Genomic DNA, 19,491 nt, shown 5'->3' with positions numbered 1-19,491 from the left:
ATGTGGCACTCAACCGTGGTTCGACTGTGCTGGGCGACTGCTTTTAGTGTTGCCCTCATTTGGCCAAACATCAGTTTTGCCTATCCTGGGTCGATGACGACCATGTTACAAAACGACCAACTTAAAGTGACCATAACTTCTAATGTTGACCAGCCTATCCGTTGTCAGTTAGTCGCAGGGCGAGATACCGTATGGATGGAACTGGAGGCAAAACAGGAACATTTTAAATTAGCCAAAGGCTATCGAACCATCGATTTGAGCCTCTACTGTAAGATCATCAAGCAAAAAACCAGAGCCTTACCATGGCGACTGAATCCGAATAATATTCCATTTCCCGCTTGGAACAAGGTGATCTTTCCTGATTAATCAAGTAAAGCCGCTGCTTCTTATCAACACAAATCCGGAGAGGTGATTGGCTTATATGCGATAAAGGTTTTAGCTTACTCATGGGGCGTGCACTATAAAAGCCAAACAAATAACTTAGCGAGGTTTTAATCCACCATATACATACAGGCAAATTCCAAGGCTAAATAATCACTACGGGAAATCTAAATTATCTGACTGGGGGGAGTCAGATGGTATTCGCGAGTGGATTTGAACCACCGACCTCTACCATGTCAAGGTAGCGCTCTAACCAACTGAGCTACGCGAATATTTTGGTACAACCGAGTGGATTCGAACCACCGACCCCCACCATGTCAAGGTGGTGCTCTAACCAACTGAGCTACGGTTGTATTGTGCTTGTGAACAAACTACGGCGTGAAAGGTACTGCAAGTTAATGCGTCCGTCAACTGCTGTTCGCGAATATGCGAACTGTATGCTTAATCATTAATCAACCAAAAGGCAAGGGACGCTTTTTTGCTGATTTTTCGTTCTACTCGTCAATTCAACTCAACAAGGTCTTCGCTTCCGCTTCAAGTTGCAGTGCAACTCGCAATAATTTCCTGCCATTGAATAACGTGTTGTCTATTTGCTTGATGAAACCTTTGCTGAATCAATTGCGTCTTGCTGATTAGTGTTGTGAAGGAGGGAGCATGATACAGTTGGGCGAGGGCAATATTCACCACACTTGCACTTTGGTCGAGTTCGGCTAGATAGCGCTGTACTTTCGCCATGTACACCTTATTTAGCACATTATCTAAGATCTTGTATTGTTGTTGATTCGAAGAAACACAGCGAAATTCAGCATGCTTTAAGGATTCGGAAATAGATTTTAACCAAATGGTGGCCCGATTTAATTCGCTAAATAAGCTGAATATGCTAGGGCTTTGATCAAGTTGTTTTAGCTGTAAAAGTAAAGCGGCTTCATCTAGCGCAGCCCCATTTTGCAATACCGTTTGGTAACTCGCCAGGTGCTTGATTCGCTCAGCTAATTTGCGATAGGCTCCGCTAGGCGTCTGGGATAAACGATCTCGCCGAGTCCATAATTGCCTTAGGCTTATCTCATCCACTAAGAAATTATGCCAATAAATCGCGCTAGCTTGCAGCTTTCGGCTCAGCAGGCGATTTAGAACTAAAGAAAACTTAGGGTCGATATCCGCGTTATTTGAACAACGAGCTAAACCAAATATAATTTGAGAATGCCAAATCAATTTATACACAGCACTGGCTTGTTTGCCTAAACTGGAGTTTTTCTGGAAAACGGTCTGTTGCAAACCGCAGCGATTCAACTTAAAGCTATCCACAAAGGAAAGCCTTAAGTCTGGCTCAGTGAGATGGTAATTTCGCCATATAATGGTGCCTTGCCCAAGTTGATGTGGGTTCACAACGCCAATCTTAATATTGAGTACCCGTTGTAAACGTTGTCGGTAATCATTAAATAACTTGTCGCTGCGGGGGAGCAACCCATCGTGAACCAATGCAATGGCTGCTAGCAGCAATAAAGTAGCTGCTAGTATTTTTAAGCATTGCCTAAGGCTCATGCTTCCTTATTGATGAGATAGAGTCGCCCTGGATTATTCGATGCCCAAACCAAGCGAGCGAGTAGGCCTATCGCACATGCCGTTAAGGCAATCACAATCGCAATCCAAAAACCTTGTACACCCATTGGGTGCTCGGTAAAGGTATTGGTAAAGGTTAACAACGAACCAATACCTAAGCCAATTGGCCAGAAGCTAATAAGAGTCACCAACAAGATAAAGCGAGTGTCTTGATAACCTCTTAAGGCACCTGCACAGCATACTTGCAATGAGTCTGATAGCTGATAAGTCGCAGCAAGTAAAAATAGCGGTGCAGCAATCGCTGCAACGGTTGCGTTATCGGTATACCAACTAATAATTTCGAGTCTGAACAAAATGGTAGCAGATGCGATAAATACGGTTGCTATTACCGACAATATAATGCCGCTATAGGCACTAATTTGCGCCTTATCATAAGATTTCTCGCCCATGTAGTTGCCGACACGAATGGTTAGCGCAATCGCGATACTTAAGGGCAACATAAACACCATTGAGGTAAAGTTAAGCGCAATTTGATGAGCAGCCACAATATCTGCACCCAAAGGCGATAGTAATAATGCAATCATTGAAAACAAGGTCACTTCAAAAAATATCGCACAGCCTATAGGCAAGCCCAATTTAAAAATTCTCGAGATGGTTGGCCAGTCAATGGTGAGCTTAGCTTCAAATAAATGAAGTTTCTCGAGGGTCTGACTTCTAAACACATAAATGATCATGGCAATAACCATAAACCAGTTAACAATTGCAGTGGCGACACCGCAACCCGCTCCGCCTAATTTAGGTAAACCCAATAAACCGTTAATAAAAATATAATTAACCGGGATGTTTACCAATAGTCCCAAAATTCCAATAACCATGATGGCTTTTATATTCGAACAGGCTTCGTTCACCCCTCTAAGCACTTGATAGACGGCAAAAGCAGGTAGCCCAAAACTCACAAATAACAGATATTGTTGGGTTAAACCCACGAGCTTAGGATCGACATCCATCAATTTAAATACGCTCGGTGCAAACCAAAGGATCAGCCATCCAATAACGGTTAAGCCTAAGGAGATAACCACCGCTTGCTGAAATATCATGCCCCCTCGATGCGCTTGTTTTGCACCCACTTGATAAGCGACTAAGGGCGTGACTGCCATGAGGATCCCTTGCAACAATAAGATCACTGGGTTAAAGAAGCTGGACGCAACGGCAACCGCTGCTAAATCGGTTGGACTCACCGAACCAGCCATCAACGTATCAACAAACCCCATACCAGTAATTGTTAATTGGGCCACGACAATTGGCCCCGCAAGTCTTAAAATAGCAAAACATTCTTTAGCAAAGCGTTGCTTAAAACCGAGGATAAAATACTTCATGTTCACCGGAATAGTTCAGAGTAAGAAAAAAATAATCAGCGTTAAAAGATCACCCGGGCTTATGCAACTTTGGGTCGATTTAGGAGAGACCGAGGGCTTAAGTATTGGCGCTAGTGTAGCAATTAATGGCACTTGTTTAACCGTTGTTGCTATCAGCGAGCAGGGCGTTCAATTTGACTTGATTCAAGAAACGCTGAGTTTAACAAATTTAGAGCTGATTCACGAAGGAGATTTTGTGAATATTGAACGGGCGGCAAAGGTGGGGGACGAAATTGGTGGTCATCTCGTCTCGGGTCATATCCATACAACCGCACGCATCCAAGAAAAACGAAGCAGTGAGAACAACCTAGCCATACACCTCGCGCTCGATAAGCAGTGGCAAGATTACGTCATCTACAAAGGATTTATCTGCGTAGACGGGGCAAGCCTAACGGTCGGGCAGTTAAGTGAATCAGGATTCTGGCTACACCTCATACCTGAAACTTTAAGAACCACCACGCTTGGTGATAAAAAAGTTAATGACCTGGTGAATATCGAGATAGACAGTAGCACTCAGACGGTGATTGATACCCTGAAGCATCTCATGAGCAACGGTGATATTAAACGCTGGCTAAACTAAAAAATTTGCTCGTCGTCGGCGTCGATATAAGCGACAATTTTGCTGTTTTGTTCATCAACTGACAGTCTACAGTGGATGGTATAACAACAAACGCGGCAATCTTCATAATAATTTTGGTCACCATTGCTCGCATCTAACACTAATGGGGTATGGTGACCACAGTTTGGACAGCTAATCATTTTTTCAACATAGTTTTTCATGGCAATCACTCCATATGTCCACGATTTAAGTATGGCGCAAACCGCTATGAACAACGAGCAATTCGGTCAATAAAACTTCCGCTATTGAAGTTATTCGCCCAGCGCATTAATATTGCTCTCTTTTTAGTGCCTCAATGCACTTATTTTATCGACGAGACACGTGATGTTTAGTAGGCATCACCACTGTAAAAGCAAGGATAAATATGCCAGTTATAACTCTCCCCGACGGTAGTCAACGTCAATTCGAAAATGCTGTATCTACTATGGACATCGCCGCAGATATTGGCCCTGGTTTGGCCAAAGCCTGTATCGCTGGCCGAGTAGATGGAAACCGAGTCGATGCCTGTGAGTTGATTCACCATGATGCAAAAGTTGCGATTATTACCGCGAAAGATGAGGATGGTTTAGAGATCATTCGCCACTCTTGTGCGCACCTTTTAGGTCACGCGATCAAGCAGCTTTGGCCGAACACCAAAATGGCGATTGGGCCGACGATTGATAACGGCTTTTATTATGACGTCGATTTAGATCATTCACTCACTCAAGAAGATATCGATAATCTTGAGAAACGAATGAAGGCTTTAGCAAAAACCAATTACGATGTCATTAAAAAGACCGTCCCCTTAGCCGATGCAAAAGCAGTGTTCGTCGAACGTGAAGAACCCTATAAACTGGAGATTATCGAGGGCATCGATAGCGCCGCCACACCGGGTTTATACCATCATGAAGAATATGTTGATATGTGCCGTGGGCCACATGTTCCAAACATGAAATTTTGTCAGCATTTTAAACTGATGAAGGTTGCGGGTGCTTATTGGCGTGGTGATAGCAAAAATAAAATGCTGCAACGGGTCTACGGCACCGCTTGGGCAGATAAAAAACAATTGGCAGCTTACTTAAAACGTTTGGAAGAAGCGGCGAAGCGAGACCATCGTAAAATCGGTAAACAATTAGATTTATACCACATGCAGGAAGAAGCACCCGGCATGGTGTTCTGGCATGATTCTGGTTGGACAATCTTCCGTCAGCTGGAAAGCTATGTGCGTGAGCAGCTCACTAAATACCAATACCAGGAAGTTAAAGCGCCTCAAATCATGGACCGCAGCATGTGGGAAAAGTCGGGCCACTGGGATAAGTATGCCGATGCGATGTTTACCACCCAGTCGGAAAACCGCGAATATGCGGTGAAGCCGATGAACTGTCCGGGGCATATTCAAATTTTCAACCAAGGATTAAAGTCCTACCGCGATTTACCATTGCGGATGGCTGAATTTGGTTCGTGTCACCGAAACGAGCCATCTGGTTCTCTGCATGGCTTGATGCGCGTTCGTGGCTTCACCCAAGATGATGCGCACATTTTCTGTACAGAAGATCAAATTCAAGATGAAGTGTCTTCATGTATCGACATGGTTTACGAGACTTATAAAACCTTTGGTTTTGAAGAAATTGAAGTAAAACTGTCAACTCGCCCAGAACAACGCGTTGGTGATGACGAAACATGGGATAAATCGGAAAAAGCTTTGGCCGATGCATTGAGCTCGAAAGGGATTGAATTCTCCTATTTACCAGGAGAAGGAGCTTTCTACGGACCTAAAATTGAATTTACATTGCATGATTGCTTAGACAGAGCGTGGCAATGTGGTACTGTACAGCTAGATTTCTCTATGCCGGGTCGTTTATCCGCTTCTTTTGTTGGAGAAGATAACGAACGCCATGTGCCGGTGATGATTCACCGCGCCATTTTAGGATCTTTAGAGCGCTTTATTGGCATTTTAACCGAAGAGTATTCGGGCTTCTTCCCAACTTGGTTAGCGCCAAGACAGGTCGTGGTGATGAATATTACTGACAAACAGGCTGATTTTGTCCATAAAGTTGTAAAAAAATTAAATAAACAGGGTATTAGAGCCATTGCGGACTTGAGAAATGAGAAGATAGGCTTTAAAATCCGCGAACATACTCTAAAGCGTATACCATACTTGCTAGTCGTCGGTGATCAAGAAGTCGCCAGCAATGAGGTTGCGGTTAGAACTCGTAAGGGTGATGATCTTGGTAAATTTGCTGTTGATGATTTTATTCAACAGATAAAACAAGAAATTGCCAATCGTGATAATAATTGTATTGAGGTATAAATTATAAAAACCGGAAGACGTGGTCAGCAACAAGCTGCAAGAGCACACAAGATAAATGAAGAAATTCAAGCACAAGAAGTACGCCTTACGGGCTTAGATGGCGAAGCCATTGGCATTGTGAGTTTGGATGAAGCGCTAAACACCGCCGAAGAATCAGGCGTAGATTTAGTTGAAATTAGTCCGAATGCTGAACCACCTGTTTGTCGGGTCATGGACTACGGTAAGTTCATTTACGAAAAGAGTAAATCTGTTAAAGAGCAGAAGAAAAAGCAAATACAGGTTCAGGTTAAGGAAATTAAATTCCGACCTGGAACTGATGAAGGCGACTATCAGGTAAAACTACGCAACCTGATTCGTTTTCTAAGCGAGGGTAACAAAGCTAAAGTAACGCTACGTTTCCGTGGTCGTGAAATGGCACACCAAAGCTTAGGCTTTGATCTACTAAACCGTATTAAAGCGGATTTAGAAGAGATTGCAGTTGTGGAAGCTTTTCCAAAAATGGAAGGTCGCCAAGCTGTGATGGTGTTAGGCCCTAAAAAGAAGTAGTTGAGGCTCACAAGTAACAAGCAGCTTACTTTATAAGTAAGCTGTTTTTGTTCGCCTTTAACTATATGTTGTTCATATTGCAATGCGGAGTGCATGTAAATGCCAAAAATGAAATCAAACAAAGGTGCTGCGAAGCGCTTTAAGAAAACTGCTTCTGGTGGTTTTAAATACAAACAAGCTGGTCTTCGTCACATCCTGACTAAGCGCCGTACTAAGGTTAAACGTCACCTTCGTCCGAAGGGTATGATTGCTGCATCTGATGTTGCATCAATTGTTCGCATGTTGCCGTACGCATAAGTTTAGAGGAAGTTAAGAATGGCCAGAGTTAAACGCGGTGTACAAGCACGTGCACGTCATAAGAAAGTCTTAAAGCAAGCCAAAGGTTACTACGGAGCACGTTCACGTGTTTATCGCGTAGCCTTCCAAGCGGTAACTAAAGCAGGTCAATATGCTTACCGTGACCGTCGTCAGCGTAAACGTCAATTCCGTCAATTATGGATTGCACGAATTAATGCTGCGTCTCGTCAAAATGGTTTGTCTTACAGCCGTTTGATTAACGGACTTAAAAAAGCATCTATCGAAATCGATCGTAAGATCCTAGCTGATATTGCTGTTTTTGATAAAGCAGCCTTCACAGTGTTGGTAGAAAAAGCAAAAGCTGCTTTATAAGCGTCGCTAATGTTTGAAATGGGAGCCTAGGCTCCCTTTTTTTATATATAAAAATCACTAACATCCAGCCTTTTTCCGGGAACAAGTCTAGCTATAAGCGGTTCATTAAAGTACTATTTCCGGTCTTATTTAAAACTAAAAAATCAGCCTTTCCCTTGGGGGAATATGAGGAAATCATGCTAGATCTTGATGCGCTAATCAATCAGGCTAAGACTCACATTGATGCAGCTTCAGCGATGAATGAACTTGACGCTGTTCGCGTGGAATACTTAGGTAAAAAAGGGTTAATGACCAAACAACTGCAAGGACTTGGCAAATTATCGCCAGAAGAACGTCCGCAGGCGGGGCAACTTATTAACCAAGCCAAACAGCTTATCCAAGATGCGTTAAATGAAAAACGCGAAGCCTTGGTACAACAAGAGCTTAATGCCAAGCTCGCTTCGGAAACCGTCGATGTAACCTTACCGGGTCGCACCGATGAGCTGGGGGGCTTACACCCCGTGACACGTACCATTGAACGTATTCAGACCTTCTTTGGTGAACTCGGTTTTCAAGTCAAATCAGGGCCAGAAATTGAAGATGGCTTCCATAACTTTGATGCCCTAAATATCCCCGAGCATCATCCCGCTCGCGCCGACCATGATACCTTTTACTTTAATCCTAATTTAGTATTACGAACTCAAACTTCTGGGGTGCAAATTCGCACGATGGAGACAGAGAAGCCGCCAATACGCATAATTTCTCCAGGTCGGGTGTATCGAAATGATTACGATCAGACACATACACCGATGTTTCATCAGGTCGAAGGCTTAATGGTTGACAAAAATGTTAACTTTACCGAACTAAAAGGCGTTTTATACGATTTCTTACAAAACTTCTTTGAAGACGACCTACAAGTGCGCTTCCGACCATCTTACTTTCCTTTTACCGAAACTTCCGCAGAAGTTGATGTACTCGGAAAAAATGGTTGGTTGGAAATTCTAGGTTGCGGCATGGTACACCCGAATGTACTTCGCTCGGTAAATATTGACCCTGAGGAATACACAGGTTTTGCCTTTGGGATGGGGGTGGAGCGCTTAACCATGTTGCGTTACGGCGTTAACGATTTGCGTTCATTTTTCGAAAATGACTTACGCTTCTTAAAACAATTCAATTAAGGGTTAATTGATATGAAATTTAGTGAATCCTGGCTAAGAGAGTGGGTTAACCCTGCAATTACCCGAGAACAACTAGCAGAACAAATTACTATGGCAGGGCTAGAAGTTGACGGTATTGAGCCCGTCGCTGCCGAATTTAGTGGTGTTGTGATTGGTGAAGTTGTCGAGTGTGGCCAACATCCAGATGCGGACAAACTACGGGTTACCAAAATAAATGTCGGTCAAAACGAATTACTCGATATCGTTTGTGGTGCGCCGAATTGCCGCCAAGGCTTAAAAGTAGCCGTGGCGATGGTTGGTGCTGTGCTGCCTGGCGACTTTAAAATTAAAAAAGCTAAGCTTCGCGGCCAAGCTTCTCACGGTATGTTATGTGCCTATAGTGAGTTAGGCATTAGTGATGAGTCTGATGGCATCATGGAACTGCCAAGTGATGCGCCAGTAGGTACAGATTTACGGAATTATTTACAGTTAGATGATGTAGCGATTGAAGTTGATTTAACCCCCAACCGTGCTGATTGTCTTAGCCTACGCGGCTTAGCTCGTGAAGTTGGCGTGTTAAATCAAATTGATGTAGTAACACCTCAATGGGTTGATGCTGCGGTGACCATCGACGATACGTTTGCTGTCAATGTGCTTGCAACACAAGAGTGCCCTCGCTACTTAGGTCGGGTCATTAAAGGTGTGAATGTGCAAGCGACTACACCGTTATGGATGCAAGAGCGTTTACGCCGTAGTGGCGTTCGTTCAATTGACCCTGTTGTTGATGTCACCAACTACGTATTGCTTGAACAAGGCCAGCCGATGCACGCCTTCGATCTTGCGAAACTGCAGGGGAGTATTGAAGTTCGCTTAGCCAAAGCAAACGAAAAACTAGTGCTTCTAGATGGTAATGAAGTTGAGTTACAAGAAAATACACTGGCAATCTGTGACCAAAGTGGGCCTATCGCCATGGCGGGTATCTTTGGTGGTTTAGCCACTGGTGTCACTAACGCTAGCCAAGATATCTTCTTGGAATGTGCCTTTTTCAGCAAACTAGCGATCACTGGGCGTGCCCGTCAATATGGTTTGCACACTGATTCTTCTCATCGCTACGAACGCGGCGTTGATTTTGAATTACAAAACCAAGCGATGGAACGAGCCACCCAACTGTTAGTTGAAATATGTGGGGGACAAGTCGGTCCTGTACTTGAATCCGGAGACTTAAAGCAACTGCCAACGTCATCCAATATCACCTTACGTCATGCTCGTTTAGAGAAAGTGATTGGTTATCCATTTGAAAAGTCTAATGTGACCGACATTTTAACCCGCTTAGGTATGACAGTGGAAGTAACTGAGCAGGGTTGGCAAGCCTTAGCACCAAGCTACCGTTTTGATATGGATATTGAGGAAGATCTGATCGAGGAAGTCGCACGTATTTATGGATATAACAATATCCCGAATCTGTCGCCTAAAGCCTCATTAACGACCGCTCAACACCAAGAAAACATCTTACCCAGCGCTAAGTTACGACAGTTACTTTGTGCGCGTGGTTACCAAGAAGCAATTACTTATAGCTTTGTTGACCCTAAACGACAACAACTACTTCACCCAGAACAGCAGGCTATGATTTTGCCGCATCCAATTTCGGTTGAGATGTCAGCAATGCGTTTAAGTTTATGGACAGGATTACTTGATACCCTATCCTACAACCAGAAACGTCAACAGACGAGGGTAAGAGTTTTTGAGTCTGGCTTACGCTTTGTACCAGATGAAAATAGCGAGAATGGAGTGAAGCAAACACCGATGATCGCTGGGGTTATCTGTGGTAATGCAAACCAAGAAGCTTGGAATGTCAGTGATCGTGAACTGGATTTTTTCGATATCAAAGGCGATGTACAAGCCTTATTACAATTAGGCGCTAACGACGATGCCTTTAGCTTTGCTGTGGGAAGTCACCCCGCATTGCATCCAGGACAATCGGCAAAAGTAATCTATCAAGGGGAGGTGATTGGTTATGTAGGAGCGCTTCATCCACAACATCTAAAAGCCTTTGGTCTCAGCGGAAAAGTATTCTTGTTTGAGCTTGAAATGAACGCTGTAAGCTTACGCCGTTTGCCCGAAGCAAAGCCCGTTTCGAAGTTTCCAGCAAACCGCCGAGACTTAGCTTTATTGGTATCGCAAAACGTTCAAGCAGGTGATTTATTAAATTGCATTAAGAAAGTTGGCGGAAATCAATTAGTTGGCGTAAACTTATTCGATGTATACAAAGGGAAAGGTATTGCAGACAATATGCAGAGTATAGCGATTAGCTTAACTTTGCAGGAGCAGGGCCGTACCCTTGAAGAAAAAGAGATTGCCGCTACAGTTGATATTATTGTAGAGGCGTTACGTACCGAGTTTGACGCATCCTTGAGGGACTAGTTATGGCATTAACTAAAGCTGACCTGGCAGAAAATTTATTTGAAAACTTAGGCTTTAGCAAAAGAGAGTCTAAAGAAGTTGTAGAAGCATTTTTTGAAGAAATACGGGTCGCTTTGGAAAATGGGGAGCAAGTCAAAATTTCAGGTTTTGGGAACTTTGATCTTAGGGAGAAAAATCAACGCCCTGGTCGTAACCCCAAAACTGGTGAAGATATCCCCATTTCTGCGCGTCGAGTAGTCACCTTTCGCCCTGGGCAAAAGCTCAAGAGCCGGGTAGAGAACGCTGAACCGAAATAGATTTTAACCGTAATAAAAAAGGAAGCCAGATGGCTTCCTTTTTTTATCCAAATGATTCTAACGATAGTTAGTGATTTAAAATTTGGCTCAAGAATAACTTGGTTCTATCGGATTGCGGGTTTTCGAAAAATTGAACTGGTTCGTTTTCTTCAATAATCTCCCCCCGATCCATAAAGATAACTCGGTCTGCAACTTGCTTTGCAAAACCCATTTCATGCGTTACACACAACATGGTCATACCTTCATCTGCCAATTCCACCATCACATCGAGCACTTCTCGGACCATTTCTGGATCAAGCGCTGAGGTGGGTTCATCAAACAGCATAATCGATGGATTCATACATAAGCTTCTGGCAATTGCTACACGCTGCTGTTGGCCTCCGGACAATTGTCCTGGAAATTTGTCGGCTTGCTCGGGGATCTTGACCCTTTCTAAGTACTTCATGGCAGTGGCTTCAGCTTCAGCTTTTGGTATTTTCTTTACCCAAATTGGCGCTAAACAGCAATTTTGTAATACCGTTAGGTGAGGGAACAGATTAAAGTGCTGGAAACACATACCAACATCGCTACGTACCATTTCGATGCTTTTCAGATCGCTCAATAGTTCAGTACCATTGACGATGATGTCGCCTTTCTGATGTTCTTCTAAGCGGTTAATACAACGGATCATCGTTGATTTACCTGAACCAGAAGGACCACAAATAACGATCTTTTCGCCTTTAGTGACGGTAAGATCTAAGTCCTTTAATACGTGAAACTCCCCGTACCATTTGTTCATTCCCTTTAATTGAATGACCACTTCAGGGCTATTTTGATTTGAATTCATTTCAAACTTCCTTATTAATGTCCTGTGTGTAGTTTCTTCTCAAGGTAAATTGAATACCTAGACATACTGAAACAGAACACCCAAAATACAAACGCTATAAATACATACATTTCGCTTGAGAAGCCTAACCAAGCCGGATCGGCTAATGCTGACTGCCCAATGGCTAGTAAATCGAATAAACCAACAATTAACACTAAGCTAGTGTCTTTGAATAAGGAAATAAAGGTATTCACAATCGAAGGAATTGTAATTTTTAGCGCTTGCGGCAAAATCACCAAGCCCATTGACTGCCAATAAGTTAAGCAAAGTGCTTCTCCCGCTTCATACTGACCTTTCGGAATTGCTTGTAAGCCACCACGAATAACCTCTGCCATATAAGCAGATTGGAACAAAATAATACCGATAATTGCTCTTAACAACTTGTTGAAGTCAACTTCTGAACCAACAAATAGCGGCAACATAACCGAAGCCATGAACAGCACAGTAATTAACGGAACGGCTCGCCAAAACTCGATATAGATGGTGCAAAAGCTACGAACAATCGGCATATGAGATCGACGCCCCAAGGCCAGCAAAATACCAAAGGGTAACGCAGCAACGATACCAGTAATGGCTAATACTAAAGTTAGCATTAAGCCACCCCATTGATGGGTTTCTACTTTAGGTAAACCAAATGAATCACCGATAAGTAAGAAAAACACGATCACCGGATAAATCACTAAAGTAAAAATAGCAATTTTAGGCTTATGTGGCGTTTTTTCATAAACCAATGCGGCGATTAATAGTAAAAAGCTAACGAAAACAATATTTACCCGCCAGCGTTCGGCATGCGGATAAAAACCGTAGATTAACTGTGAAAAGCGATCTGCTACGAATACCCAGCACGCGCCATCACTGGTACAAGCTTCACGACTATTACCTATCCAATCCGCATCGATAACCACCCACTGAAATGCGGATATAATCGGCGGTATGATGATGTAAGCAATAAGCAAGGTTAATATCGTATTACCCCAAGAAGAGAATAGATTTTTCTTGAACCAACCGATAAATCCAACACTCATATTTGGTGGAGCAAGATCAGGTTTAAATTGATGTTCTGACATATTAACGCTCCACTAAAGCCATTTTTTTATTGTACAGATTCATGAGAAAAGACGTGGTAATACTGATGGTTAAATATACTGCCATCGTTAACGCAATTACTTCAATCGCTTGACCTGTTTGGTTGAGAGTCGTTCCCATAAAAACCGATACTAAATCCGGATAACCAATTGCCGTTGCCAAAGAGGAGTTCTTGGCTAAGTTTAGATATTGACTGGTTAAGGGTGGGATAATCACCCGCATGGCTTGCGGGATAATAACCAACTTAAGCGCCTGAGTTCTAGTGAGCCCCAAAGACTCTGCTGCCTCACTTTGCCCTTTGCTGACCGCTGATATACCGGAGCGAACGATCTCTGCGATAAAAGTAGCTGTGTAAAATGTAAGTGCCACTAATAAGGCCGCCAGCTCAGGAATCACGACCATCCCACCGCGGAAGTTAAAACCTTTTAATGCGGGGTAATCCAAGCCTATGGGGGCCCCCATCGCAAAGAAAACCACTAAAGGAACCAATACGATAACGGCTAAAGATACCAATAGGGTAGGAAAGGGTTGTCCGGTTAACACCTGACGCTTTTTAGCCCATCGGGCCATCAAGAAACATCCAATCACAGCAATCATGAAGCTGATGACAACAACATTGGATCCAGCTTCCATTATTGGCGAGGGTAAATATAAACCACGGACATTTAAAAATAGAGCGTCGCCGACGTTAATACTCTGTTTCGGACTTGGTAATGCACGTAAAACCGCAAAATACCAAAAAAAGATCTGAAGTAATAAAGGAATGTTACGTAGTGTCTCAATATAAACAGTCGCAACTTTTGCGATGAGCCAATTATTCGAAAGTCGAGCGACCCCCATAATAAAGCCCAATATCGTTGCAAAAATTATCCCGAGAACTGAAATAAGAATAGTATTGAGCAAACCAACAATGAAAGTATCACCAAAAGAGTGGCTTTCGTCGTATTCAATTAGGGTTTGAATAATACCAAAACCAGCGGTTTGGTTTAGAAAACCAAAACCGGTTGTAATACCACGTTGCTCTAAATTAAAAAGAGCATTGCTAATAATGTAATAAAAAAATCCGATTACACCAATTACAACAATAATTTGGAAAACTAGCGCTCTTACGTTGGGATCAAACCAGATCTTACGAAGACTGTTTGCTGAGTTATCCTTGGTAGAAGGATGAGCAGCCATATAAATCAACCTAGTGTGGAAGTTAAATGAAAAGAGAGCAGGCTAGGCCTGCTCTAAGTTATTACGATGATATTAACGAATTGGCGGCGCGTATTGGAAACCACCTTTGCTCCATAGCGCGTTCACGCCACGAGCGATGCCTAATGGAGAACCTGAACCTACGTTTCTTTCAAATGACTCACCGTAGCTACCTACTTGCTTGACGATGTTATAACCCCATTTGTCATCTAAACCCAAGCCTTTACCTTTTGGACCTTCTAGTCCTAAGATACGACGAACGTTAGGATTAGTTGACTTCAACATGTCATCAGCGTTGGTTGAAGTTAATCCATACTCTTCGGCATTGACCATTGCAAATAATGACCACTTAACAATATTCAACCATTGGTCATCACCTTGACGAACCACTGGGCCTAAAGGCTCTTTAGAAATGATCTCTGGTAGTACCATTGCGCTGTCAGGTTTAGCCAATTTAATACGCAATGCATATAACTGTGATTGGTCAGAAGTTAATACGTCACAGCGGCCAGCTTCAAACCCTTTAACGGTTTGGTCAGAAGTATCAAATACAACAGGAGTGTATTTCATGCCATGCTCGCGGAAGTAATCCGCTAAGTTCAATTCAGTGGTTGTACCAGATTGGATACAAACCGCGGCGCCATCAAGCTCTTTCGCACTTGATACACCTAGTTGCTTACTGACCATGAAGCCTTGACCATCATAGTAGTTCACACCAGCAAAGTTAAGGCCTAGAGAACTATCACGAGTCAGAGTCCAAGTTGTGTTTCGTGAAAGGATATCGATTTCGCCGGATTGAAGCGCAGTAAAACGTTCTTTCGCAGTTAAAGGTGTGTACTTCACTTTAGATGCGTCGCCTAGTACTGCGGCAGCAACGGCACGACAAACGTCTACATCCAAGCCTTGCCAATTACCAGTTGCATCTGGATTAGAGAATCCAGGTAAGCCGGTGCTTACACCACACTGCAAAAATCCTTTACTTTTAACACTGTCTAATATGCTATCAGCAGCACTCGCATTAGCAGCAAATGCTAAAGCAACAGCTGCCACAGCGGCTTTAATATGTGTGTTTTTTAACATGTTTTCTTCCCTGTACAGTTTGTCATTTGTTTATGTATGTACAAATCTCAAGATTTAAAAGAGATATATCCAGAGCCAATAACAACATAAACATTCAAATATTCGCTGTCAACAAAATTGTAACACTGAAATTCGATGCTTATGCCGAATAAGTGACCATAAGCGAAAAATTATTCACTATTAATGAATATAGTCTCACCTACGTATTTTGCTCAAAAATCCATATTTTATTTGCGCTAAGTCAATTTTAGCACAAGTCCCTTTAATACTCTGATTTAACTGTTACTCACTTGCTAAAAGCGAGAAATGTTGCATAGAGCACAATTGCTTTCTTAACTTAGTTAGAGTAACTAGATATTTAAAGGACTGTCGAGAATAACACTACAAACTATGTTAAGTCTCGGTAACTTTTCACCATTCTATGTCACATTACAACTTAAGTCTGATGGGGAAGGGTGCGACGATATTATATATTTATGAATTATTATTTGGTTCTCGGATTAATAGAAGATGAATATGAGAAAAAATATCGTGGTGTTGACTGGTGCCGGAGTATCTGCTGAATCGGGGATCCAAACGTTTCGCGATGCCGACGGTTTATGGGAGAAACATCGAGTAGAAGATGTTGCAACACCTGAAGCTTACATTCGAGATCCGGACTTTGTTGATCAGTTTTATAACTTACGCCGTCAGCAATTGCAGAATAAAATAGTTCACCCCAACGCGGCTCACTTTGCGTTGGCGGAATTAGAGCAACAAGAAAATATAGAATTACTGCTGATTACTCAGAACATCGATGACCTGCACGAACGAGCAGGCAGCAAAAATGTTTTACATATGCATGGCGAGTTATTAAAGGCACGTTGCCCAGTCTCCAATCAAACCACCGAATGGAAAGGGGATCTTGGTAAAAATGCATTGTGTACTTGCTGTCAGTTCCCAGCACGACTTAGGCCTCATGTCGTGTGGTTTGGAGAAATGCCCATCGGCCTTGACAAGATTTACCACCGACTTAGCCATTGTGATATATTTATTGCGATTGGTACCTCTGGACACGTTTTTCCAGCAGGAGGCTTCGTTCATGAAGCGGCTAGTCACGATGCAAGAACTATAGAATTAAACTTGGCCCCATCGGAAATGCAGAGTGAATTCGCTGAACGCTATTATGGTCCCGCTAGCGACTTGGTACCTCAGTTTTTGGGGCAATTATCACCTTAAAGAGAAACTGCTTGAAAAATAAAATATTAACGGCGTTGTTACTGTGCGCCTTAGTTGGCTGTGACAAAACACCGCAACAAGACCCTTCCGCCTTCGCTAAGGCTAAATTGCCTAATTTCCAATCAATAAGTGATGTTACAGAGAAAAAGCAGGCTTTTACTGATTTTATTTTGCCATTAGTTGATGTCAACAACCAACAATTACGAGAGCTTCGCCAACAACTAATTGGGTATCAAGAGTCTGCATCAAACCACCAATTAAATAAGACTAAACTTAAGCGTGTTGAGCAACTGGCCAAAACATATCGGGTAGCGTTTGATTCTGATATCAATCGTGTTTTACAGCAACTATTAATGAAGGTTGATGTGATCCCGTCTGCTTTGGTTTTGGCGCAGGCAGCAAATGAATCGGCTTGGGGAACGTCTCGATTTGCTCGAGAAGGTAATAATCTGTTTGGTCAGTGGTGTTATACAAAAGGCTGCGGTTTGGTCCCATTGAGCCGGGTTAGTGGAGCCAGCCATGAGGTTCGAAAATTTACTTCGGTGTATCAATCGGTGAGCGCATATATGTTGAACCTCAACAGTAACCCTGCCTATTCGGATTTTCAGCAGTATCGACAGCAAGCGCGACAAACCGGTGCGCTTAATGCCATCGATCTTGCTTCACACCTTACAAATTACTCGGAACGTGGCGAAGCTTATGTCGAAGAACTAAAGAAGATGATACAAATTAATCAAACGTTATGGCCATCTTCTATCGCTGTCACTTCAAGCTAGATTACAATTCGACGATCTGAACAAGACTTGAAGATGGTTGAACTGCTGGACTGGTGTCCAGCTCAGCCTGATCAAATCCAATATCCCCGCCATCAATAATGCCACTATTACGGTCAATCGATTTAAAATCAAATTGTTGATGGTCAAGTAGATGAGAAGGGACGATATTTTGCACCGATCTAAACATTGATTCTACTCGTCCAGGGAACCTCTTTTCCCAATCATTGAGCATCTGTTTTATCGCTTGGCGCTGCAAATTTTCCTGAGATCCGCATAAATTACATGGAATAATTGGAAAGTTTTTTAATTCCGCATAACGTTGCATATCACTTTCTTTGCAATAAGCCATCGGTCTAATGACCACATGTTTACCATCATCACTCACTAATTTTGGCGGCATTGTTTTAAGCTTCCCGCCGTGAAACATATTTAGAAAAAGGGTTTCTAAGATGTCGTCGCGATGATGGCCTAAGGCGATTTTTGACGCGCCAAGTTCAGTTGCAGTACGGTATAAAATGCCACGACGTAAGCGTGAACATAAGGAACATGTTGTCTTTCCTTCAGGTATTTTGTCTTTTACGATGGAGTAGGTATCTTCTTCAACGATTTTATATTCAATACCTAAACTTGAAAGATATTCTGGCAAGATATGTTCTGGAAATCCCGGTTGCTTTTGGTCTAAATTCACCGCAATCACATCAAAATCGATCGGAGCATGGGCCCGAAGGTTCAGCAAAATATCTAACATGGCGTAACTGTCTTTACCACCAGATAGACAAACCATCACTTTGTCTCCCGCTTCTATCATGTTGTAATCGGCAATCGCTTGTCCAACATGACGACGGATCCGTTTTTGTAGTTTGTTATGGTTGTACTGTTGTTTTGCTGTAAATGACATGTCGTGTTCCCAATGAAAAAGCGGGGCTATTATATATCCCCGCTAACACGACGCAACTATTTAAACGACGCCTTATTTGGCGTTATTTTTGAAATGGACTCACAAAATTATCTGGTTTAAGTGCCAAAAGATCACAATCTAATTGATCAATCACGTGCTCAGCGGTGTTGCCGATCAAAGCTGCGCTAAATCCACTTCGACCAGAAGTACCCAAAATAACAATTTCAGCATCAATATTGTTAGCGACTTCTGGAATAACATCATCTGGTAAGCCTTCTTCAAGGTGTGTTTTCACTTCATGTTCAAAGTTTTGTTTTACAAAATCAGCCAAGGCTTTTTCGTGAAACTCTTTCACATTTTGGTTGTATTTTAAAGGATCAAAATCGGGTAACTCTATAGCGATATTCACTGGTGCTGAAGGATAGGCCGTTACGACATGAGCTGAAGCATCTAATAGATGACACAGATCTTTAGTTTCGTTGGCGATATTGAGATTAAGTTTATGATGATCTTCGTTTTCAGAACCAGCATGAATCGCCGCCAAAATTTTACCTTTGGTGGGCCATTGATGTTCTTTCACCATTAATACTGGAGTGGGGCATTTTCGTAAAATATGCCAATCATTTGGCGTGAAAATAATTGACTGTAAAGTTGGGTGCGGATGAGTCGCTTTAACCACTAAATCGTGACCAAAATCTAACACCTCTTGAATCACGCTTTCGTACAGGCGATTGTTCCATATCACTTTGGTTTCAACTTCAATACCATGAGTCTGGGTATTAGCCACGATATCTTGAAGCCAAACGTTACGCTCTTCGATCACCCCAGAACGCATCGCTTCACGTTCTTCAATCGAGAGCATTGAAGTCATCTCATAAGAGAAATCATAGATAGTGAGTAGCGCTTTGATCTTGGCTTTATCTTCTTTGTTTGCTAAGAAAACAGCACGAGACAATGCCGCTTGAGAGTCGTGTAGGGGATCAATTACCACCAATATATTACGATACTTAATCATAAAGCAGCTCCTAGAATTTGTCT

Annotated in this window: 20 protein-coding genes and 2 tRNA genes; 11 read left to right on the top strand and 11 right to left on the bottom strand. The window is 42.6% G+C overall.

The features are described from left to right. The gene (locus tag ACRRSW_RS11710; RefSeq protein ID WP_432453065.1) at window positions 1-366 is read left to right on the top strand and encodes a hypothetical protein; all 366 of its coding nucleotides are present in this window, start codon (window positions 1-3) and stop codon (window positions 364-366) included. A gap of 210 nt (window positions 367-576) precedes the next feature. Here ACRRSW_RS11710 and ACRRSW_RS11705 read toward each other — a convergent pair. From ACRRSW_RS11705 to ACRRSW_RS11690, 4 genes are all read right to left on the bottom strand, one after another. Continuing rightward, a tRNA-Val gene (locus ACRRSW_RS11705) sits at window positions 577-653 on the bottom strand. 4 nt (window positions 654-657) lie between these two features. Then, window positions 658-734 (bottom strand) — tRNA-Val (locus ACRRSW_RS11700). Between the two features lie 181 nt (window positions 735-915). After that, complete coding sequence (locus tag ACRRSW_RS11695; RefSeq protein ID WP_432459423.1) at window positions 916-1,923, bottom strand: DUF3080 family protein; 1,008 nt, start codon at window positions 1,921-1,923, stop codon at window positions 916-918. Beyond that, the gene (locus tag ACRRSW_RS11690) at window positions 1,920-3,317 is read right to left on the bottom strand and encodes an MATE family efflux transporter (RefSeq protein ID WP_432453068.1); all 1,398 of its coding nucleotides are present in this window, start codon (window positions 3,315-3,317) and stop codon (window positions 1,920-1,922) included. Before ACRRSW_RS11690 ends, ACRRSW_RS11695 begins: the two co-directional genes overlap by 4 nt. Between ACRRSW_RS11690 and ACRRSW_RS11685 the strand changes: the two genes are divergently transcribed. Continuing rightward, window positions 3,316-3,936, top strand: a complete 621-nt coding sequence (locus tag ACRRSW_RS11685) for a riboflavin synthase subunit alpha (protein WP_432453069.1) — start codon at window positions 3,316-3,318, stop codon at window positions 3,934-3,936. The two genes, ACRRSW_RS11690 and ACRRSW_RS11685, sit on opposite strands and share 2 nt — an antisense overlap. Here the strand turns inward: ACRRSW_RS11685 and ACRRSW_RS11680 are convergent. Next, window positions 3,933-4,136, bottom strand: coding sequence for a CPXCG motif-containing cysteine-rich protein (locus ACRRSW_RS11680; protein ID WP_432459422.1), 204 nt, complete (start codon window positions 4,134-4,136; stop codon window positions 3,933-3,935). The two genes, ACRRSW_RS11685 and ACRRSW_RS11680, sit on opposite strands and share 4 nt — an antisense overlap. Window positions 4,137-4,339: 203 nt before the next feature. Between ACRRSW_RS11680 and thrS the strand changes: the two genes are divergently transcribed. The 7 genes from thrS (at window position 4,340) to ihfA (ending at window position 11,333) form a co-directional block, all read left to right on the top strand. Beyond that, window positions 4,340-6,265, top strand: coding sequence for a threonine--tRNA ligase (gene thrS / locus ACRRSW_RS11675; protein ID WP_432453071.1), 1,926 nt, complete (start codon window positions 4,340-4,342; stop codon window positions 6,263-6,265). 3 nt (window positions 6,266-6,268) lie between these two features. Then, entirely contained in the window at window positions 6,269-6,811 is a 543-nt protein-coding gene (gene infC / locus ACRRSW_RS11670) for a translation initiation factor IF-3 (protein ID WP_432456180.1), read from the top strand. 99 nt (window positions 6,812-6,910) lie between these two features. Continuing rightward, entirely contained in the window at window positions 6,911-7,108 is a 198-nt protein-coding gene (gene rpmI / locus ACRRSW_RS11665) for a 50S ribosomal protein L35 (protein WP_016401507.1), read from the top strand. Between the two features lie 18 nt (window positions 7,109-7,126). Continuing rightward, on the top strand, window positions 7,127-7,480 hold the full coding sequence (gene rplT / locus ACRRSW_RS11660; RefSeq protein ID WP_432453072.1) for a 50S ribosomal protein L20: 354 nt from the start codon (window positions 7,127-7,129) through the stop codon (window positions 7,478-7,480). A 176-nt stretch (window positions 7,481-7,656) separates the two neighbouring features. Continuing rightward, complete coding sequence (pheS, locus tag ACRRSW_RS11655; RefSeq protein WP_432459421.1) at window positions 7,657-8,637, top strand: phenylalanine--tRNA ligase subunit alpha; 981 nt, start codon at window positions 7,657-7,659, stop codon at window positions 8,635-8,637. A gap of 12 nt (window positions 8,638-8,649) precedes the next feature. Beyond that, window positions 8,650-11,037, top strand: coding sequence for a phenylalanine--tRNA ligase subunit beta (pheT, locus tag ACRRSW_RS11650; protein WP_432459420.1), 2,388 nt, complete (start codon window positions 8,650-8,652; stop codon window positions 11,035-11,037). Between the two features lie 2 nt (window positions 11,038-11,039). Beyond that, window positions 11,040-11,333: an integration host factor subunit alpha gene (gene ihfA, locus ACRRSW_RS11645; protein WP_432453075.1), complete on the top strand. Its 294-nt coding sequence runs from the start codon at window positions 11,040-11,042 to the stop codon at window positions 11,331-11,333. 67 nt (window positions 11,334-11,400) lie between these two features. Here the strand turns inward: ihfA and ACRRSW_RS11640 are convergent, their stop codons facing one another. From ACRRSW_RS11640 to ACRRSW_RS11625, 4 genes are all read right to left on the bottom strand, one after another. Further along, window positions 11,401-12,159 carry an amino acid ABC transporter ATP-binding protein gene (locus ACRRSW_RS11640; protein ID WP_432453077.1) on the bottom strand — a complete coding sequence of 253 codons (759 nt, stop codon included), beginning with the start codon at window positions 12,157-12,159 and terminating at the stop codon, window positions 11,401-11,403. A gap of 14 nt (window positions 12,160-12,173) precedes the next feature. Continuing rightward, window positions 12,174-13,265: an amino acid ABC transporter permease gene (locus ACRRSW_RS11635; RefSeq protein WP_432453078.1), complete on the bottom strand. Its 1,092-nt coding sequence runs from the start codon at window positions 13,263-13,265 to the stop codon at window positions 12,174-12,176. A 1-nt stretch (window position 13,266) separates the two neighbouring features. Then, entirely contained in the window at window positions 13,267-14,463 is a 1,197-nt protein-coding gene (locus tag ACRRSW_RS11630; RefSeq protein ID WP_432453079.1) for an amino acid ABC transporter permease, read from the bottom strand. 72 nt (window positions 14,464-14,535) lie between these two features. Continuing rightward, window positions 14,536-15,561, bottom strand: a complete 1,026-nt coding sequence (locus ACRRSW_RS11625) for an amino acid ABC transporter substrate-binding protein (RefSeq protein ID WP_432453080.1) — start codon at window positions 15,559-15,561, stop codon at window positions 14,536-14,538. Between the two features lie 516 nt (window positions 15,562-16,077). Between ACRRSW_RS11625 and cobB the strand changes: the two genes are divergently transcribed. Beyond that, on the top strand, window positions 16,078-16,779 hold the full coding sequence (cobB, locus tag ACRRSW_RS11620) for a Sir2 family NAD+-dependent deacetylase (protein WP_432453081.1): 702 nt from the start codon (window positions 16,078-16,080) through the stop codon (window positions 16,777-16,779). An 11-nt stretch (window positions 16,780-16,790) separates the two neighbouring features. Next, window positions 16,791-17,555 carry a glucosaminidase domain-containing protein gene (locus ACRRSW_RS11615; protein WP_432459419.1) on the top strand — a complete coding sequence of 255 codons (765 nt, stop codon included), beginning with the start codon at window positions 16,791-16,793 and terminating at the stop codon, window positions 17,553-17,555. Window position 17,556: 1 nt separating this feature from the next. Here the strand turns inward: ACRRSW_RS11615 and ttcA are convergent, their stop codons facing one another. After that, on the bottom strand, window positions 17,557-18,453 hold the full coding sequence (gene ttcA, locus ACRRSW_RS11610) for a tRNA 2-thiocytidine(32) synthetase TtcA (RefSeq protein ID WP_432459418.1): 897 nt from the start codon (window positions 18,451-18,453) through the stop codon (window positions 17,557-17,559). An 82-nt stretch (window positions 18,454-18,535) separates the two neighbouring features. Beyond that, a complete protein-coding gene (gene uspE / locus ACRRSW_RS11605; protein ID WP_432453085.1) occupies window positions 18,536-19,468 on the bottom strand; it encodes a universal stress protein UspE in 933 nt (310 codons plus the stop codon). Window positions 19,469-19,491 lie beyond the last annotated feature (23 nt).

It is taken from the genome of Agarivorans sp. QJM3NY_25, from assembly GCF_050870875.2.
Lineage (GTDB): Bacteria > Pseudomonadota > Gammaproteobacteria > Enterobacterales > Celerinatantimonadaceae > Agarivorans.
The sequence above is the reverse complement of the archived record's forward strand: the minus strand, read 5'-3'. Positions and strand labels throughout refer to the sequence as shown.

Excerpts from the sequence above, each read along its gene's own strand:
- ACRRSW_RS11710 (WP_432453065.1), top strand. The coding sequence starts at position 1 with ATGTGGCACTCAACCGTGGTTCGACTGTGCTGGGCGACTGCTTTTAGT.
- ACRRSW_RS11695 (WP_432459423.1), bottom strand. The coding sequence starts at position 1,923 with ATGAGCCTTAGGCAATGCTTAAAAATACTAGCAGCTACTTTATTGCTG.
- ACRRSW_RS11685 (WP_432453069.1), top strand. The coding sequence starts at position 3,316 with ATGTTCACCGGAATAGTTCAGAGTAAGAAAAAAATAATCAGCGTTAAA.
- ACRRSW_RS11690 (WP_432453068.1), bottom strand. The coding sequence starts at position 3,317 with ATGAAGTATTTTATCCTCGGTTTTAAGCAACGCTTTGCTAAAGAATGT.
- ACRRSW_RS11680 (WP_432459422.1), bottom strand. The coding sequence starts at position 4,136 with ATGAAAAACTATGTTGAAAAAATGATTAGCTGTCCAAACTGTGGTCAC.
- thrS (WP_432453071.1), top strand. The coding sequence starts at position 4,340 with ATGCCAGTTATAACTCTCCCCGACGGTAGTCAACGTCAATTCGAAAAT.
- rpmI (WP_016401507.1), top strand. The coding sequence starts at position 6,911 with ATGCCAAAAATGAAATCAAACAAAGGTGCTGCGAAGCGCTTTAAGAAA.
- rplT (WP_432453072.1), top strand. The coding sequence starts at position 7,127 with ATGGCCAGAGTTAAACGCGGTGTACAAGCACGTGCACGTCATAAGAAA.
- pheS (WP_432459421.1), top strand. The coding sequence starts at position 7,657 with ATGCTAGATCTTGATGCGCTAATCAATCAGGCTAAGACTCACATTGAT.
- pheT (WP_432459420.1), top strand. The coding sequence starts at position 8,650 with ATGAAATTTAGTGAATCCTGGCTAAGAGAGTGGGTTAACCCTGCAATT.
- ihfA (WP_432453075.1), top strand. The coding sequence starts at position 11,040 with ATGGCATTAACTAAAGCTGACCTGGCAGAAAATTTATTTGAAAACTTA.
- ACRRSW_RS11640 (WP_432453077.1), bottom strand. The coding sequence starts at position 12,159 with ATGAATTCAAATCAAAATAGCCCTGAAGTGGTCATTCAATTAAAGGGA.
- ACRRSW_RS11635 (WP_432453078.1), bottom strand. The coding sequence starts at position 13,265 with ATGTCAGAACATCAATTTAAACCTGATCTTGCTCCACCAAATATGAGT.
- ACRRSW_RS11630 (WP_432453079.1), bottom strand. The coding sequence starts at position 14,463 with ATGGCTGCTCATCCTTCTACCAAGGATAACTCAGCAAACAGTCTTCGT.
- ACRRSW_RS11625 (WP_432453080.1), bottom strand. The coding sequence starts at position 15,561 with ATGTTAAAAAACACACATATTAAAGCCGCTGTGGCAGCTGTTGCTTTA.
- cobB (WP_432453081.1), top strand. The coding sequence starts at position 16,078 with ATGAGAAAAAATATCGTGGTGTTGACTGGTGCCGGAGTATCTGCTGAA.
- ttcA (WP_432459418.1), bottom strand. The coding sequence starts at position 18,453 with ATGTCATTTACAGCAAAACAACAGTACAACCATAACAAACTACAAAAA.
- uspE (WP_432453085.1), bottom strand. The coding sequence starts at position 19,468 with ATGATTAAGTATCGTAATATATTGGTGGTAATTGATCCCCTACACGAC.